The sequence below is a fragment of the Streptomyces sp. CC53 genome (assembly GCF_001865245.1).
Classification (GTDB): Bacteria; Actinomycetota; Actinomycetes; order Streptomycetales; family Streptomycetaceae; genus Streptomyces.
In genome coordinates this window covers 93,218-107,421 of the sequence record NZ_MKXB01000141.1, presented here as the reverse complement: position 1 = coordinate 107,421, position 14,204 = coordinate 93,218, and the positions used below count along the sequence as shown (strand labels likewise).

Here is a 14,204-nt window from a genome sequence, read left to right as displayed (position 1 = left end):
GCCGCCCGGGTTCCCTCACCGACGACCGATCATGCCTGGAACGAGATCATGGACACAGTGACCCGCGCCGCGTGGGAGACCGCCGTCGTGCGTCTCCTGGACGACGTGTACGTCTTCGCGGCCACCGGCCCGCGCACGCACCAGACCTGGCGGGATGACGCCCTGGCTGTGATGCGCCGCGAGGCGCAGGACCCGCGCGGGTGGACGGTTCTCGACGGGGACAGATACAGCGAGGAACGGATCGAGCACGGCCCGTTCTACCCCTTCCTCGCTCTGTCCCCGGACGCCTTGGCCAAACGCCTCAACCCCGTCACGCCGGACAGCGCGGAAGGGCTGCTGGTACTGATGGTGTACGAGTGGATGCGCCCACCCGAGGAAGAGCCCCAACAGGCGCGCGGCGACGCCCGCACCGTCCTGAGTAGGTATGGCGACCGGATCTCCTGCTACACGAACGTCACCGCCGCCAGGACGACCACGACTCCGGATCTGAGCGAGGGAGTCCCCGGGTGGGCACCCCTCACCGACTTCGTGGGCGACTTCGGAGTGGTCGTCGTCTCCGCCACGGAGGTCGGCGTCTTCTGGTCGTTCAACCCCATCTGACGAAGGCTGCATCATGCGCACCCGCAGTTCCACCTACCCCGACCGCGAGACCGCCCAGTGGGCCACCCAGCGCGTCGTCACCCGCAACGAGCAGGCGATCCACCGCTGGCTCGCCCAGGGGACGCGGCAGCGTCTGACGATCGAGGCCGCCTGGCCGTCCCGTGAGGAGCCGGTCGGCCGGGTGCTGCTCCAGGCGATGATGCTCGCCGGGCGGGAACCCGTGGACGTGCGGGCCGCCCGGGTCGTGCTGCGCCGCGATCCGGCGAGCCCCCACGGATTCGTCGTCCACGCCACCTTCCCCGTCTACCTCTAGGAACACGCCGCCGTGCCGATGAAGCCGCTGGAATTCGACCACCGCTACGGCGAGCTGGACCAGGTGATCACCGCGTACGTCGGCCGGCTCGCCGACGACACCGAGGAGGCGCCCGGCGAGGCGCTCCGGGCGTACCTGCGGCACACCTGGCACACCCGCCCCTGGGCCCTGGGCAGCGCCGAGCAGCAGGTCCGCGAGTACGCCCGCAACCCGCCGGGCCGGCTCCGGCTGCGCCTCGGCGAGTTCTACCCGGTACCGGACGTGGGACTGTCCGATGCGGAGATCCAGCCGTGGCTGCTCCTCGTGGCCGACCACATCAAGCGGTCCGTCGAAGACGGCCTGGTGCCGCCTCCGTCTGCGCCACGCACCCACTGGGAGTGGCGCGCGCGCTTCCCCGAGCTGGCTCAGCTCCTCGGTGGCTGGTTCTCCCAGGACATGCCCGACGAGTTCGCCGGCCACGAAGCAGCACTGCGGGACTACGCGCAGTCCACGGACCCCGGGCTGGTGGCCCGAGTCGTGGGCGAGGTGCACGAACTGCTCGCGCTGGACCTCGACGACGCCGAGTGCGCGCTCGCCCTCGCGGAGCTCGGCATGGAGGTCGACCCGCCCGCCCCCCACACACCGGGCGCCTGGCTGGAGCAGGTGGCGGGGCGGCTCGCGGGGCCGCGGGGGGAGTACGGCCTTCCGGAGCGCCCCGGGGAGTGACCTTCGCCGCACTCCCCTGCGGTCGGATCATCCGACTGGTCTTTAGGCAGAGTAATGAGTTACGCTAAAGACCATGCCTGACCTGTCCTACGGCGACGACGCCGAGGCCGCTGCCAACGCCGCCGCCGTCAACGCGCTCCGCTCCTCGGTGATGCGGCTGTCCCGGCGCCTGAAGCACCAGCGCGTCGACGAGTCGCTCAGTCCCACCGAGATGTCGGTCCTGGGCACCCTGGCCCGCTGCGGCTCGGCCACCCCCGGGGAGCTGGCCCGCAAGGAGCACGTGCAGCCGCCGTCGATGACCCGCATCGTCGCGCTGCTGGAGGCCAAGGGCCTGGTCCGGCTGGAGCCGCACCCCGACGACCGCCGGCAGAAGGTGGTCAGCAGGACCGAGCTGGCCGACGCCATGCTTGAGGAGTCCCGCCGCAAGCGGAACGCCTGGCTGGCGGCCCTGGCCGAGGGTCTGGACGAGGACGAGTGGGCCAGGCTGCGCGCAGCCGCTCCGGTACTGGAGAAGCTCGCGCACCTGTAGGAGAACCGAGCCGAGGAGGCGAACCCCTTTGAGTACGGGAACCGGAGCAGACTCCGCCCCCGGACACCATCCCGACGACGACACACCGCACACCACCACCGGCACCCCCGCCACCGGTGCCACTCGCGGCACCTCCGCACCCGGCGCCACTCGCGCCGCACCCGGCGCACCCACCTCCACGCCCGCCTCCGGCGGCACCCGCGGAGCACCAAGCGCCCCTGCCTCCCACGGCACACCCGGAGCACACGGCACCCCCGCGTCCGGCGGCACCTCCGGCCCGGGGACGCACCGCACCGGCGGGACGTTCTCGTCCCTCAGGACGCGCAACTACCGCCTCTTCTTCACCGGCGCCATCGTGTCGAACACCGGCACCTGGATGGCCCGCATCACCCAGGACTGGCTGGTCCTCAGCCTCACCGGCTCCGCGGCGGCCGTCGGCATCACGACCGCGCTGCAGTTCCTTCCGCTGCTGCTCTTCGGCCTGTACGGCGGCGTCATCGCCGACCGGTACCCGAAGCGGAACCTGCTCCTGCTGACGCAGGGCGCCCTCGGCCTGTGCGGGCTCACCCTCGCCGCGCTCACGCTCTCGGGGCACGTCCAGGTCTGGCACGTCTACCTGGTCGCCCTGCTCCTCGGCATGGTCACCGTGGTCGACAACCCGAGCCGCCAGTCCTTCGTCTCCGAGATGGTCGGCCCCGACCAGCTGCGCAACGCCGTCAGCCTGAACTCGGCGAACTCCCAGTCCGCCCGCCTGGTCGGCCCCGCCGTCGCGGGCCTCCTCATCGCCTCGGTCGGCAGCGGATGGGCGTTCCTCGTCAACGGCCTGTCCTTCCTCGCCCCGATCGCCGCCGTCCTCCTGATGCGGCCCGCCGAACTCCACCCGGTGGAGCGGGCCCCGCGAGGCAAGGGCCAGCTCCGCGAAGGACTGCGGTACGTCGCGGGCCGCCCCGAGCTGATCTGGCCGATCGCCCTCGTCGGCTTCGTCGGCACCTTCGGCTTCAACTTCCCGATCTGGCTGACCGCCTTCGCGGACGACGTCTTCCACGTCGGCCCCGGCACGTACGGGCTGCTCAACACGCTGATGGCGCTCGGCTCCCTGGTCGGCGCGCTGCTCGCGGCGCGGCGCGGAACGTCCCGGCTGCGGATGCTCGCCGCTGCCGGCGTGGCCTTCGGCGTCCTGGAGATCGCTGCGGCGCTGAGCCCGTCGTTCTGGCTGTTCGCGGCGTTCCTGGTGCCGATCGGCATGGTCGGCCTGACCGTGAACGTCACCGCGAACTCGTTCGTGCAGCTCGCCACCGACCCCGTGATGCGCGGCCGGGTGATGAGCCTCTACATGATGGTCTTCGCGGGCGGCACGCCCATCGGCGCGCCGCTGCTGGGCTGGATCACCGACGCGTACGGCGCCCGTGTCGGCTTCGCGACGGGCGGCGCGGTCTCGCTGGTGGCCGCGGTGGTGATCGCCCTGTTCCTGGCCCGGGCGACGGGCGTACGGCTCCGGGTGGAGCGCCGCGGCGGTGAGCGCCGCCCGCACCTGCGGGTCGTCCCGCGGGCGGCGGCCCTGGCGGGGGCGCAGGCATCCGGCCGCCCCCGCGAGCTCGCCCCCGCCGCCTGACCGGAACCGGCCGCGGGCACCCCTGCGGCCGGTCCGCCCGGCCTCCGGCCCGCGGACGGCCCCTCCCGCGCGGGCACCCGACCGAAGCCCCCCGACCGCAGGCCCCGCGGACCTGCGGCCCGCGGGCATGCATCCGGCGGACGGGACGGAGGCCGAGCGCACGCGGAGGCGCGCAGCTCCGCGGCGCACCCGGACGTACGGGCGGGCGGCCGGCCCGGACGACGTACGGGAGTCGGGCGGGACGCGGCCGACCCCGCCTGACGTGGCGCGTTCCCGGCAGTCCCCCGGGGCCGTCCGGCGTGCCAGACTCGGGAGCATGAGGCTATTCGCAGCCGTGCTGCCGCCGCAGGGTGCGATCGACGAACTGGCCGACCTCGTGGAGGAGTTGCGCGCCCGCCCCGGCGCCGACGATCTGCGCTGGACGGGACGGTCCGGCTGGCACTACACCCTCGCGTTCATGGGCGAGGTGGACGAGGGCGTACTGCCGGAGCTGTCCGCGCGCATGGCACGGGCGGCACGCCGCACGGGACGGTTCCCCCTGCGCGTCCACGGGGGCGGGCGGTTCGGCCGCAGGGCACTGTGGGCCGGGGCGGCGGGCGGCCTGGACGACCTGCGGCTGCTGGCGGAGCGCGCCGACGCGGCCGCCCGGCACTCGGGCGTCATCATGGAGGAGCACCGCCGCTACCAGGCGCACCTGACGCTCGCCCGCAGCCGGACGGACACGGACCTGCGGCCCTTCGTGGCCGAGCTGGAGCGGTTCAAGGGCCGGCGCTGGGAGGTCACGGAACTCGTCCTGGTGCACAGCAACCTCCCCACGTCGGGGGTCCCCGGCGACCGCCCCCGCTACGAGACGGTGGGCGCCTGGCCCCTCGGCACGCACTGAACCGCCGCACGGCGACCCCAGCACGGCGGGCGCAGCCCGGCCCACACCGCGCCCAGGCGCCGCACTCCCCGGGCGCCCGCCCCCCTCGGCACGGGCCGTGCGGTGGGCTGCGTCTCCGGGCGGGCTGACTCACCGTCCGGTACGACGGCACCGACCCGCGGGGGCCCGTAGCCGTGCGGCGGTCCCGGCCGGCGCACACCGCCGGTCGGCGGCACCGCATCCGGCGGTGTCCTGGGGGTCGCGACGGCCCCGCCCCTCGGACCCGAGGGGCGGGGCCGTTCCCGTGGCGGGCGGGTTAACCTCGAAGGGTGGACCCGAAGACCCGAAACCGGATCATGGCCGGTGTGCTCGTGCTGATGTTCGCGATCATCGCGGTGGCGGCGGCCCTGGGCTGACCCCGGCCGCCCCCGGCCCGCCCGCGCGGCCCTACCAGGCGAACGCCTCCGGCGACGGCCCCGGCCCGGGGAAGATCGCGTCCAGCTCGGCCAGCACCTCCTCGCCCAGCTCCAGCTCGACGGCCCGCAGCGCGGAGTCGAGCTGGTCCGCGACGCGCGGCCCGACGATGGGGCCGGTCACACCGGGCCGCGTCAGCAGCCACGCCAGGGCGACCTCTCCGGGCTGGAGCCCGTGCTTGTCGAGCAGGTCCTCGTACGCCTGGAGCCTGCGGCGCGTCTCGGGGTCCGCGAGCGCCTCCGCCGCCCGCCCGCCGCCGGAGCGCGGCCCCGCCGAGCCCTCCCGCTCCTTGCGCAGGGCCCCGCCCAGCAGCCCGCCGTGCAGCGGGGACCACGGGATGACCCCGAGGCCGTAGTCCTGCGCGGCCGGGATGACCTCCATCTCGGCGCGCCGCTCCACGAGGTTGTACAGACACTGCTCGCTGACCAGGCCGACCATGCCGCGGCGGGCGGCGGCCTCGTTGGCCTGGGCGATCTTGTAGCCGGGGAAGTTGCTGGAGCCGGCGTAGAGGATCTTGCCCTGCTGGATCAGGACGTCGATCGCCTGCCAGATCTCCTCGAAGGGCGTGTCCCGGTCGATGTGGTGGAACTGGTAGACGTCGATGTAGTCCGTCCGCAGTCGACGCAGGCTGGCGTCGACTGCGCGGCGGATGTTCACGGCGGACAGCTTGTCGTGGTTGGGCCAGGTCTCCCCGTCGCGGTGCATCGACGCGTACACCTTGGTGGCGAGCACCACCTTGTCGCGCCGCTCGCTGCTCCCCGCGAACCAGGAGCCGATGATCTCCTCGGTGCGGCCCTTGTTCTCGCCCCAGCCATAGACATTGGCCGTGTCGAACAGGTTGATGCCCGCGTCGAGCGCGGCGTCCATGATGGCGTGGCTGCCGGCCTCGTCCGTCTGGGGGCCGAAGTTCATCGTGCCGAGGACGAGGCGGCTGACCTTGAGTCCGGTGCGTCCGAGCTGCGTGTACTTCATACACCCAAGCCAACGCGTTGGAGCGCGCTCGAAGCAAGGGCGCGGGACGCCGGCCGGCCCCGTACGGACGGCATGCGCGCCGCGTGGTCCCGCCCGGCTACGGCCGGCCGGCCAGGACGGCGAGACCGCGCCTGAGGTCTTCCATGTCCATGCAGGGCTGGAGGGTGACCTCGGCGCCGACCGTCAGGAACAGCGGCTCGCACACGACCGGGACCTGCGAGGGGTCCTGCATGTCGAAGACGACGACCGCGGCCCGCCGCCCCTCCTCGGCGACGAAGTAGGCCGCCTCCGGCTGGAGCTGCTCCATCATCTGGCGCAACATGCTCTCGACCTGGCCGCTGCGGACCTGCTCGTTCGCGAGGGCGGTGTCCATCGTGGCGCGCAGCATCATCCGCATCGCACGTGCTCCTTGTCGCTCGGTGGCCCGGACGGGTCCCTCTGCCACCGTGCGGCCGGTGCCCCCGGCCCGCCACCCGGATCGGCCATCACGGTGCATCCGCCGCGGAACGGGGCCGCCCGGCCGCGCGCCTCCCGGCGGGCCGTGCACCCGGCCGGGACCGACGGCGGCCCCTGCGCATCCGGCAGCCCACCCGTCCCCCGGACGCGGGATCGCTCCCCGCGTCGACCGGGCACTGCGGGGGTGCGGAATCACTCCTCGGGGGCAGGTCCCAGCCTCGGTGCTCGACCGCCCCTCGGGCGCAGGGCCGTCCCTCGCACGGCCCTCCCCGCAACCCGGCGACCCGCGGTCGCGGGCCCGCCGTCTCAGCGGAGGCTCTCCCGGTTGAGCGCGCGGACGCGGGCGCTCAGGACCAGCAGGGGCGGTGCCGGGGCGAGTTCGTGCGGCGGGCAGTCCCATGCGCGGCCGCCGCCCGCCGGGCGCAGCTGCACCCGGCCGCCCTCGTGGCCCGTCACCTGGCCCACCCGTCCGTCGCGCCCGTCCAGGACGTACGCCCCGACCGGTGCCGCCGGGTCCGGGCTCATCGGCGCGCCCCCTCCAGGGCCGCCGCCAGTCGGGCCGCCGTGTCCAGATTGCACCGCCCGAGCTCCACGAGCGGGTACGGCGCGTCCCCTGCGGCGGTCACCGGGTCCAGGCCCAGCGACGGCAGCACCACCCCCACGTGCAGGAGTTCGCCCCGCAGCTTCTCGACCGCGTCCTCCGCGGTCTCCAGGCGTTCCTTGCCTCGCCCGATCATGTCCACGCACCTCCTGGTACACACGCTGAGTATGGGTGTTCCACACACAGCGTGGCCGCTGCGTGGCTAGCCTGAACGGAGTCGGCATCCCAACAACCCCAACTGGCTAACGGGAGTTGCACCATGCCCGCTCCGAAGCGTCTGGATGCGTCCGCCTCGCCCCGGGCCCTGCTCGGCTCCGAGCTCCGCCACGCGCGCGAGAAGGCCGGACTCAGCCAGGAGGCCCTGGGGAGACCGCTGTTCGTCAGCGGTTCCTTCATCGGGCAGCTGGAGTCGGGGACCCGCCGCATGCACCCTCGCATGGCGGTCCGATTGGACCAGGAGCTGAAGACGCACGGTTTCTTCGAGCGCAACTGCGACGCCTCGCAGAAGTCCCCGTATCCGGACCACTTCGCCGCGGCGGCGGCCGCGGAGGCCCTCGCGACGGCCATCAAGGAGTACACGCCGCTGCTGATCCCGGGGTTGATCCAGACCCGCGCGTACGCGAAGGCGGTGTTCCGCGCGTACGCTCCGACGGCGCCCGAGCAGGTGATCGACCAGAGCGTGGACGACCGGATGGCCCGGACGAAGCTGCTCGACGATCCGACAAAGCCGTTGTTCTGGGCGATCCTCGACGAGGCGGTGCTGCGGCGCCCGGTCGGCGGGCCGGAGGTGATGGCGGAGGCGCTGCGGCACATCGCCGCCCTCATCCGCAGCCACCGCATCATCGTGCAGGTGCTGCCCTTCCGGGCGGGCGCGCACGCCGCCTTGGAGGGCGCCCTGAAGCTGATGTACTTCGACGACGCCACCCCGCTCGCCTACACGGAGGGCCTGAGCTCCGGGCGTCTCGACGACGACGAGGAGGCGGTCAGACGGCATGAACTGACCTACGAACTGCTGGGGGCCGGCGCTTTGCCGCTCGGGGATTCCCTGGTCCTGATCGAATCGGTGGCAGAGGATTACGCCCATGGAGACCAGCAGCCTTGAGTGGCGCAAGTCCAGCTACAGCGGTGGCAGCGGGGGGAACTGCCTCGAAGTCGCTGACGGCCACCCCGGCATGGTCCCCGTACGAGACTCCAAGGCCCCGGACGGCCCGGAGCTCGCGTTCCGGGCGGACCCCTGGGACGTCTTCGTGGCGCACGTGAAAGCGGCCTGGCGTTCGGCACGCGGATGACGCCCACAGAGGCCAGCAGCCTTGAGTGGCGCAAGTCCAGCCACAGCGGCGGCAGTGGAGGCGACCGCCCCGAAGTCGCCGACGGCCACCCCGGCATGGCCCCCGTACGAGACTCCAAGGCCCCCGACGGCCCGGAACTCGCGTTCCGGGCGGACCCCTGGAACGTCTTCGTGGCGCACGTGAAAGCGGCCTGACACTCCGAAATCCCCGGCTCCGCCTCAGGCGGGGGCCGCAGGCGCGACCCGCCACCGACGCCGACACGTACCTCGCGCCCTTCGGTTTCCGCCGCCGAAGCCCCTGGTCAGCGCCCGGGTCTCAAACCCCGAGATGCGAGCGCTCTTAACAGTGGAATGGTTCAAGGGTCAGGAGAAGCCCACCCACCCGCCCGAACTGGTGACCGTGCGCAAGCGATTTGCCACGGTCAGTTGCCACGGACTAGCGTGCCCGGTGTTCCGACCACCCGACTGATGACACAAGTCGGCCCCCACGGCGATGCCACGCCAGAGGGGGCCTGACCGATCAGATCAGAAATGAGAGCTTCCGATCGATGGCTGACCGTCACCCTAGTGCGACCCCGCACCCGCGCGCCAACCCCGGTTACGGCAAGCGGAGCGCCCCCGCCCAACACCCCCGCTCCGAGGACGACTTCCGGCACCTCGTCCCCCGGGACGCGGCCATCGCCGCCTACATCGACCGCCTCGACGACGGCGCCGACATCTCCATCAAGACGCTCGCCCAGGTCCTCCCCTACGGGCAGCGCGCCGTCGCCACCTCCCTGGGCCGCATCACCAGGGCGGGACACCTGCGGCGCGGCGGCGAGCAGGTCGAGTCCGCGCAGGGCGGCCAGCTGTGGGTGACGCGCACCTGGTGGACCCGCACCCCGCGCGACGACGCCTGGTGGACGGCCTTCCGCAACGGCGACGTGCCCGAGGAGCGCGTACGGGCCACCCGCACGCGCGCCCACATCCTGCTGGCGGCGCTCGGCCGCGAGGCGCCCGTGCTGTCGCTGTCGGCAGGCGAGTGCACCGGAATGGTGCCGCTGGTGGAGGAGTGGTTCGTGCGCGGCGCCTCCGAGCAGCAGCTCCTGCACGCCCTCACGACCGGGCTGCCGATGCCCGTGCACCACCCTGCGGGACTCGTCCGCAGGCGGCTGGTCGACAAGCTGCCGCCCGCGCCGCCCTTCGCCCCGCCGCCGTCCTCCCGCCGCAGCGCCCGCAGACTGGAGTGCTCCACTTGCGGGCGGCCCGTGCCCGCCGAAGTCCTGCGGGAGGGCGACTGTCCCGCCTGCCGGGGCGAAGCGGGCCCCGACCCGCGCCCGTCGCCCCTGGACCCGGCCCAGGTCCGCGCCCGTGCCGCGGAGGCCCGCGCGGCAGCGGCCCGCACGGCGGATGCCGGTGGGGCTGATACCGGTGGGACGGATACCGGTGGGACGGATACCGGTGGGGCGGATACCGGTGGGACGGATACCGGTGGGACGGGGGTCCGTGGGGCGAGAGCCGGAGCGGCGGCCCGCGGCCGGGGGGCTGTCGGCGCGGCCGCTGCCGGTGAAGCGGCAGCGGGTGCGGCGGTCGCGCGGCCGCAGGGCCCCGAAGCGTGCCGCACCTGACCCGGCGCCGCACCCTTCGCGCCTGGCACCCCGCAAGGCCCGCACCGTGCCGCGCGCAGGGGCGCCCACCGACTGCGCCCGCCGCCCGAACGCCCGGGGGCGGCGCCCCGGATCGTTCCGGTGCGCCGCCCCCGGACGGGGTACGACAGGTGCCGTCAGCCCACGCGTTCCCGGACCGGGACGTCCGCCGGGCGGGCGTCCCAGCACTCGACCTGGACCAGGTCCGGCATGCGGTCCTTGGTGAACACCGGGTCCAGACCGGCCCGCCGCTGCTTCTGGTAGTCGTCCATGAGGCGGAAGGCGATCACGGACAGCGGGACGATCGCCAGCAGGTTGATCAGCGCCATGAGGCCCATGAAGACGTCCGCGAGGTTCCACACCACGCTGACCGTGCCCAGCGCGCCGAGGAAGACCGTCGCCAGCACCAGCACGCGGTACGCGGGCAGGACCCAGCGCTTGTCCGTCATGTACTCGATGTTCGACTCGCCGTAGTAGTAGTTCCCGATCAGCGTCGAGAAGCACAGCATGAAGACGACCGCGGTGAGGACGTGGCCCGCCCAGCCGCCCAGGCTGGACTGGAGCGCGGACTGCGTCAGGTCGGCACCCTGGCGGCCCGACAGCGCCGGGTTCGTCGTCAGGATGATGAACGCCGTCATCGTGCAGATCAGCAGCGTGTCGAAGAAGACGCCCAGCGCCTGCACCAGGCCCTGCTTGACCGGGTGGGACACCTCCGCCGTGGCGCCCGCGTTGGGCGCGGAGCCCAGGCCCGCCTCGTTCGAGAACATGCCGCGGCGGATGCCGTTCTGGATCGCCGCGCCGACCGCGCCGCCCGCCACCTCGCGGAAGCCGAACGCGCCGCCGACGATGTCCGCGAGGACCCGCGGGATGTCGCTGACGTTGAGGAGCACGACCGCGGCGCCCAGCACGAGGTAGACGATCGCCATGGCGGGGACCAGCCACTGCGTCACCGAGGCGATGCGGTGGATGCCGCCGAAGACCACCAGGCCCAGCAGGAGCGCGACGGCCGCGCCGACGACCGGGGCGAACCACTCGGAGTCCGCGCCACCCAGCGACCCGCCCGCGACGGCGATGATCGTGTTGGACTGCACGGCGTTGAAGACGAACCCGAACGTCACGGTGATCGTCACCGCGAAGAGGAGGCCCAGCCACGGCTTCCCGAGCGCGCGCCGCATGTAGTACGCCGGGCCGCCGCGGTACGTGCCGTCCTCGTTGCGCACTTTGTACAGCTGCGCCAGCGTCGACTCGACGAACGCGGACGCCGCGCCGACCAGCGCCATGACCCACATCCAGAACACGGCACCCGCGCCGCCCAGCGTGATGGCGCCCGCGACACCCGCGATGTTGCCGGTGCCGACGCGGGCCGCGGCGGAGACGGTGAACGCGGCGAAGGAGGAGACCGGCTTGGCGCCGCCCTCGGCCGTCGGCGCGGGCTCCCGCACCACCCGGAACATCTCCGGCAGCAGACGCAGTTGCACACCCTTGGACCGCAGGGTGAACCAGAGCCCCGCGAGCACGACGACGGGAATGAGCAGGTACGTCCAGAAAACGTCGTTGATGTCGACGATCAGGGAGTCGAGGCTGTCCACGTGCTTCCTTGCAGGGTGACTACGGGGGAGCGGGGCTCGGGGCATGGGTGGCCCAGGGCCCGGGACATCCTGACATACGGCGGTCAACCAGGCATTACGTAAAAAGTCACACGGGGGGCGCGTCGAAACGGGGTAGGAGCAGCAGCCGCCCGCACTCCTCGCGAGCCCCCGGCCCACGCCCCGGCGACCGGCCGGTCCAGGGGCCCTTGCCTGCGGAGCGGCTCCTGCGCGGCAACCCTCACATGCTCGGCAGCCCCGCACGGCGCCCTGCGGCGACCCGGCGCCCTGCTTCGGCGCAGTGCCTGTCTCGGCACAGCCCCTGTGTCGGCACAGCCTCCCGCGCCGGCCCGGCATCCTGCGTCGACTCAGCGCCCTACGTTGCGTCGAGGCGGCGCCGTACGCCGGCACGGCGTCCCGTGTGTCGGCACGGAGGGCGGCTCCCCACTCGGCGGTGGGCGGCAGGGCACAGGCCCACACCTGCCGTGCGGCGGCCCGCGCGGCCCCGCCAGGCGGCCCGGCGCCAGGTTCCGCGTCGGGTCCTCCCGACAGCAGCGCGTCGCCGCGCCCCGCGCGGCCCGGGCACGCACGAGGGCGGCACCTTCCGGGAGGAAGGTGCCGCCCTCGGTTCAGGACGGGTCCGATCCGCGGGGGATCAGAAGTCCATGTCACCGCCCGGCATGCCGGCCGGCGCGCCCGCGGCGGCCTTCTCCGGCTTGTCGGCGACGACGGCCTCGGTGGTGAGGAACAGGCCCGCGATGGACGCGGCGTTCTGCAGCGCGGAGCGCGTCACCTTGGCCGGGTCGATGATGCCCTCGGCGATCAGGTCGACGTACTCACCGGTCGCGGCGTTCAGGCCGTGACCCGGGGTGAGGTTGCGGACCTTCTCCACCACGACGCCGCCCTCAAGGCCGGCGTTGACGGCGATCTGGGTCAGCGGGGCGGCCAGGGCCTTGCGGACGATCTCGGCACCGGTGGCCTCGTCGCCGTCCAGCTCCAGCTTCTCGAAGACGCTGCCGGCCTGGAGCAGGGCCACGCCACCACCGGCGACGATGCCCTCCTCGACGGCGGCCTTGGCGTTGCGCACCGCGTCCTCGATGCGGTGCTTGCGCTCCTTGAGCTCCACCTCGGTGGCGGCACCGGCCTTGATGACGGCCACGCCGCCGGCCAGCTTCGCCAGGCGCTCCTGGAGCTTCTCGCGGTCGTAGTCCGAGTCCGAGTTCTCGATCTCGGCGCGGATCTGGTTGACGCGGCCCTGGACCTGGTCGCTGTCACCGGCACCGTCGACGATCGTGGTCTCGTCCTTGGTGATGACGACCTTGCGGGCGCGGCCCAGCAGGTCCAGACCGGCGTTCTCCAGCTTGAGGCCGACCTCCTCGGAGATGACCTGGCCACCGGTGAGGATGGCGATGTCGCCGAGCATGGCCTTGCGGCGGTCACCGAAGCCCGGGGCCTTGACGGCGACGGACTTGAAGGTGCCGCGGATCTTGTTCACGACCAGCGTGGACAGGGCCTCGCCCTCGACGTCCTCGGCGATGATCAGCAGCGGCTTGCCCGACTGCATGACCTTCTCCAGCAGCGGGAGGAGGTCCTTCACCGCGGAGACCTTGGAGTTGACGATGAGGATGTAGGGGTCCTCCAGGACCGCCTCCATGCGCTCCATGTCGGTCGCGAAGTACGCCGAGATGTAGCCCTTGTCGAAGCGCATGCCCTCGGTGAGCTCCAGCTCCAGACCGAAGGTGTTGCTCTCCTCGACGGTGATGACGCCTTCCTTGCCGACCTTGTCCATGGCCTCGGCGATCAGCTCGCCGATCTGGGTGTCGGCGGCGGAGATGGACGCGGTGGAGGCGATCTGCTCCTTGGTCTCCACGTCCTTCGCCTGCTCCAGCAGCGCACCGGAGACGGCCTCGACGGCCTTCTCGATGCCGCGCTTCAGAGCCATCGGGTTGGCGCCGGCGGCGACGTTGCGCAGACCCTCGCGGACGAGAGCCTGGGCCAGGACGGTCGCGGTGGTCGTACCGTCACCGGCGACGTCGTCCGTCTTCTTCGCGACCTCCTTGACGAGCTCGGCGCCGATCTTCTCGTACGGGTCCTCGAGCTCGATCTCCTTGGCGATGGAGACACCGTCGTTGGTGATCGTGGGGGCACCCCACTTCTTCTCAAGGACGACGTTGCGGCCCTTGGGGCCCAGGGTCACCTTGACGGCGTCGGCGAGCTGGTTCATCCCGCGCTCGAGGCCGCGCCGGGCCTCCTCGTCGAACGCGATGATCTTGGCCATGTGAAGTGGTCCTCCCGGACTTATGGGGTCTCCCCTGCTCGAACGCAGTTGAGAGCTTGGGGAAGGATTGCCTGGGACCGCGCTGGTGCCCGCGACGGACGGCCTGCACACCGTGTGGATCCCTGCCCCACCCGGTCTGCGGGCCTCACCGACGAGGTCCTCCGTTGTCACTCTCGCTCGTAGAGTGCTAACGCCAATGATTAGCACTCGACCTATGAGAGTGCAAGCGCCTCACGCCGAGACGGGGCCTTCGGACCCCCTCGCCCCGCAGCCCAGGGGACCGTCCGCGCCCCGCATCCCACA

General features: G+C 72.7%; 16 protein-coding genes. 10 read left to right on the top strand and 6 right to left on the bottom strand.

All coding sequences use genetic code 11. The features are described 5' to 3' along the window. The first annotated feature begins 48 nt into the window (after positions 1-48). The 6 genes from BJP40_RS13885 (at position 49) to thpR (ending at position 4,642) form a co-directional block, all read left to right on the top strand. Positions 49-600: a hypothetical protein gene (locus BJP40_RS13885; protein ID WP_071280625.1), complete on the top strand. Its 552-nt coding sequence runs from the start codon at positions 49-51 to the stop codon at positions 598-600. Between the two features lie 13 nt (positions 601-613). Then, positions 614-913, top strand: coding sequence for an RNase A-like domain-containing protein (locus tag BJP40_RS13880; protein ID WP_071267898.1), 300 nt, complete (start codon positions 614-616; stop codon positions 911-913). Positions 914-925: 12 nt separating this feature from the next. Further along, entirely contained in the window at positions 926-1,618 is a 693-nt protein-coding gene (locus tag BJP40_RS13875; RefSeq protein WP_071280624.1) for a contact-dependent growth inhibition system immunity protein, read from the top strand. Positions 1,619-1,691: 73 nt separating this feature from the next. Then, positions 1,692-2,147, top strand: a complete 456-nt coding sequence (locus BJP40_RS13870) for a MarR family winged helix-turn-helix transcriptional regulator (protein ID WP_071267894.1) — start codon at positions 1,692-1,694, stop codon at positions 2,145-2,147. Between the two features lie 28 nt (positions 2,148-2,175). Beyond that, complete coding sequence (locus BJP40_RS13865) at positions 2,176-3,759, top strand: MFS transporter (protein WP_079171156.1); 1,584 nt, start codon at positions 2,176-2,178, stop codon at positions 3,757-3,759. Positions 3,760-4,075: 316 nt separating this feature from the next. Next, a complete protein-coding gene (gene thpR, locus BJP40_RS13860; protein WP_071280638.1) occupies positions 4,076-4,642 on the top strand; it encodes an RNA 2',3'-cyclic phosphodiesterase in 567 nt (188 codons plus the stop codon). 426 nt (positions 4,643-5,068) lie between these two features. Here thpR and BJP40_RS13855 read toward each other — a convergent pair whose 3' ends face one another. From BJP40_RS13855 to BJP40_RS34275, 4 genes are all read right to left on the bottom strand, one after another. Further along, positions 5,069-6,067 (bottom strand): aldo/keto reductase, encoded by a 999-nt coding sequence (locus BJP40_RS13855; protein ID WP_071280623.1) that lies wholly within the window; start codon positions 6,065-6,067, stop codon positions 5,069-5,071. A gap of 97 nt (positions 6,068-6,164) precedes the next feature. Further along, on the bottom strand, positions 6,165-6,464 hold the full coding sequence (locus tag BJP40_RS13850; protein ID WP_071268679.1) for a hypothetical protein: 300 nt from the start codon (positions 6,462-6,464) through the stop codon (positions 6,165-6,167). A 365-nt stretch (positions 6,465-6,829) separates the two neighbouring features. After that, the gene (locus BJP40_RS34280) at positions 6,830-7,048 is read right to left on the bottom strand and encodes a hypothetical protein (RefSeq protein WP_071268678.1); all 219 of its coding nucleotides are present in this window, start codon (positions 7,046-7,048) and stop codon (positions 6,830-6,832) included. Further along, positions 7,045-7,260 carry a hypothetical protein gene (locus tag BJP40_RS34275; protein ID WP_071280622.1) on the bottom strand — a complete coding sequence of 72 codons (216 nt, stop codon included), beginning with the start codon at positions 7,258-7,260 and terminating at the stop codon, positions 7,045-7,047. Before BJP40_RS34275 ends, BJP40_RS34280 begins: the two co-directional genes overlap by 4 nt. 123 nt (positions 7,261-7,383) lie before the next feature. On the opposite strand from BJP40_RS34275, the gene BJP40_RS13835 reads away from it, so the two are divergent. The 4 genes from BJP40_RS13835 (at position 7,384) to BJP40_RS13820 (ending at position 10,019) form a co-directional block, all read left to right on the top strand. Then, positions 7,384-8,226: a helix-turn-helix transcriptional regulator gene (locus tag BJP40_RS13835; RefSeq protein WP_071280621.1), complete on the top strand. Its 843-nt coding sequence runs from the start codon at positions 7,384-7,386 to the stop codon at positions 8,224-8,226. After that, positions 8,207-8,413: a DUF397 domain-containing protein gene (locus BJP40_RS13830; protein ID WP_071280620.1), complete on the top strand. Its 207-nt coding sequence runs from the start codon at positions 8,207-8,209 to the stop codon at positions 8,411-8,413. Before BJP40_RS13835 ends, BJP40_RS13830 begins: the two co-directional genes overlap by 20 nt. Further along, the gene (locus BJP40_RS13825) at positions 8,410-8,607 is read left to right on the top strand and encodes a DUF397 domain-containing protein (RefSeq protein ID WP_071280619.1); all 198 of its coding nucleotides are present in this window, start codon (positions 8,410-8,412) and stop codon (positions 8,605-8,607) included. The genes BJP40_RS13830 and BJP40_RS13825 overlap by 4 nt, the downstream gene beginning before the upstream one ends. 353 nt (positions 8,608-8,960) lie before the next feature. Beyond that, complete coding sequence (locus BJP40_RS13820; RefSeq protein ID WP_071280618.1) at positions 8,961-10,019, top strand: hypothetical protein; 1,059 nt, start codon at positions 8,961-8,963, stop codon at positions 10,017-10,019. A 155-nt stretch (positions 10,020-10,174) separates the two neighbouring features. Here BJP40_RS13820 and BJP40_RS13815 read toward each other — a convergent pair whose 3' ends face one another. Beyond that, entirely contained in the window at positions 10,175-11,626 is a 1,452-nt protein-coding gene (locus BJP40_RS13815; RefSeq protein WP_071280617.1) for a sodium:alanine symporter family protein, read from the bottom strand. A 652-nt stretch (positions 11,627-12,278) separates the two neighbouring features. Beyond that, positions 12,279-13,901, bottom strand: coding sequence for a chaperonin GroEL (groL, locus tag BJP40_RS13810; RefSeq protein WP_071269277.1), 1,623 nt, complete (start codon positions 13,899-13,901; stop codon positions 12,279-12,281). Between the last annotated feature and the right edge of the window lie 303 nt (positions 13,902-14,204).

What these genes read in the sequence shown, in the direction of transcription:
- BJP40_RS13885 (WP_071280625.1), top strand. Translation starts at nt 49, where the DNA reads ATGGACACAGTGACCCGCGCCGCGTGGGAGACCGCCGTCGTGCGTCTC.
- BJP40_RS13880 (WP_071267898.1), top strand. Translation starts at nt 614, where the DNA reads ATGCGCACCCGCAGTTCCACCTACCCCGACCGCGAGACCGCCCAGTGG.
- BJP40_RS13870 (WP_071267894.1), top strand. Translation starts at nt 1,692, where the DNA reads ATGCCTGACCTGTCCTACGGCGACGACGCCGAGGCCGCTGCCAACGCC.
- thpR (WP_071280638.1), top strand. Translation starts at nt 4,076, where the DNA reads ATGAGGCTATTCGCAGCCGTGCTGCCGCCGCAGGGTGCGATCGACGAA.
- BJP40_RS13855 (WP_071280623.1), bottom strand. Translation starts at nt 6,067, where the DNA reads ATGAAGTACACGCAGCTCGGACGCACCGGACTCAAGGTCAGCCGCCTC.
- BJP40_RS13850 (WP_071268679.1), bottom strand. Translation starts at nt 6,464, where the DNA reads ATGCGGATGATGCTGCGCGCCACGATGGACACCGCCCTCGCGAACGAG.
- BJP40_RS34280 (WP_071268678.1), bottom strand. Translation starts at nt 7,048, where the DNA reads ATGAGCCCGGACCCGGCGGCACCGGTCGGGGCGTACGTCCTGGACGGG.
- BJP40_RS34275 (WP_071280622.1), bottom strand. Translation starts at nt 7,260, where the DNA reads ATGATCGGGCGAGGCAAGGAACGCCTGGAGACCGCGGAGGACGCGGTC.
- BJP40_RS13835 (WP_071280621.1), top strand. Translation starts at nt 7,384, where the DNA reads ATGCCCGCTCCGAAGCGTCTGGATGCGTCCGCCTCGCCCCGGGCCCTG.
- BJP40_RS13830 (WP_071280620.1), top strand. Translation starts at nt 8,207, where the DNA reads ATGGAGACCAGCAGCCTTGAGTGGCGCAAGTCCAGCTACAGCGGTGGC.
- BJP40_RS13825 (WP_071280619.1), top strand. Translation starts at nt 8,410, where the DNA reads ATGACGCCCACAGAGGCCAGCAGCCTTGAGTGGCGCAAGTCCAGCCAC.
- BJP40_RS13820 (WP_071280618.1), top strand. Translation starts at nt 8,961, where the DNA reads ATGGCTGACCGTCACCCTAGTGCGACCCCGCACCCGCGCGCCAACCCC.
- groL (WP_071269277.1), bottom strand. Translation starts at nt 13,901, where the DNA reads ATGGCCAAGATCATCGCGTTCGACGAGGAGGCCCGGCGCGGCCTCGAG.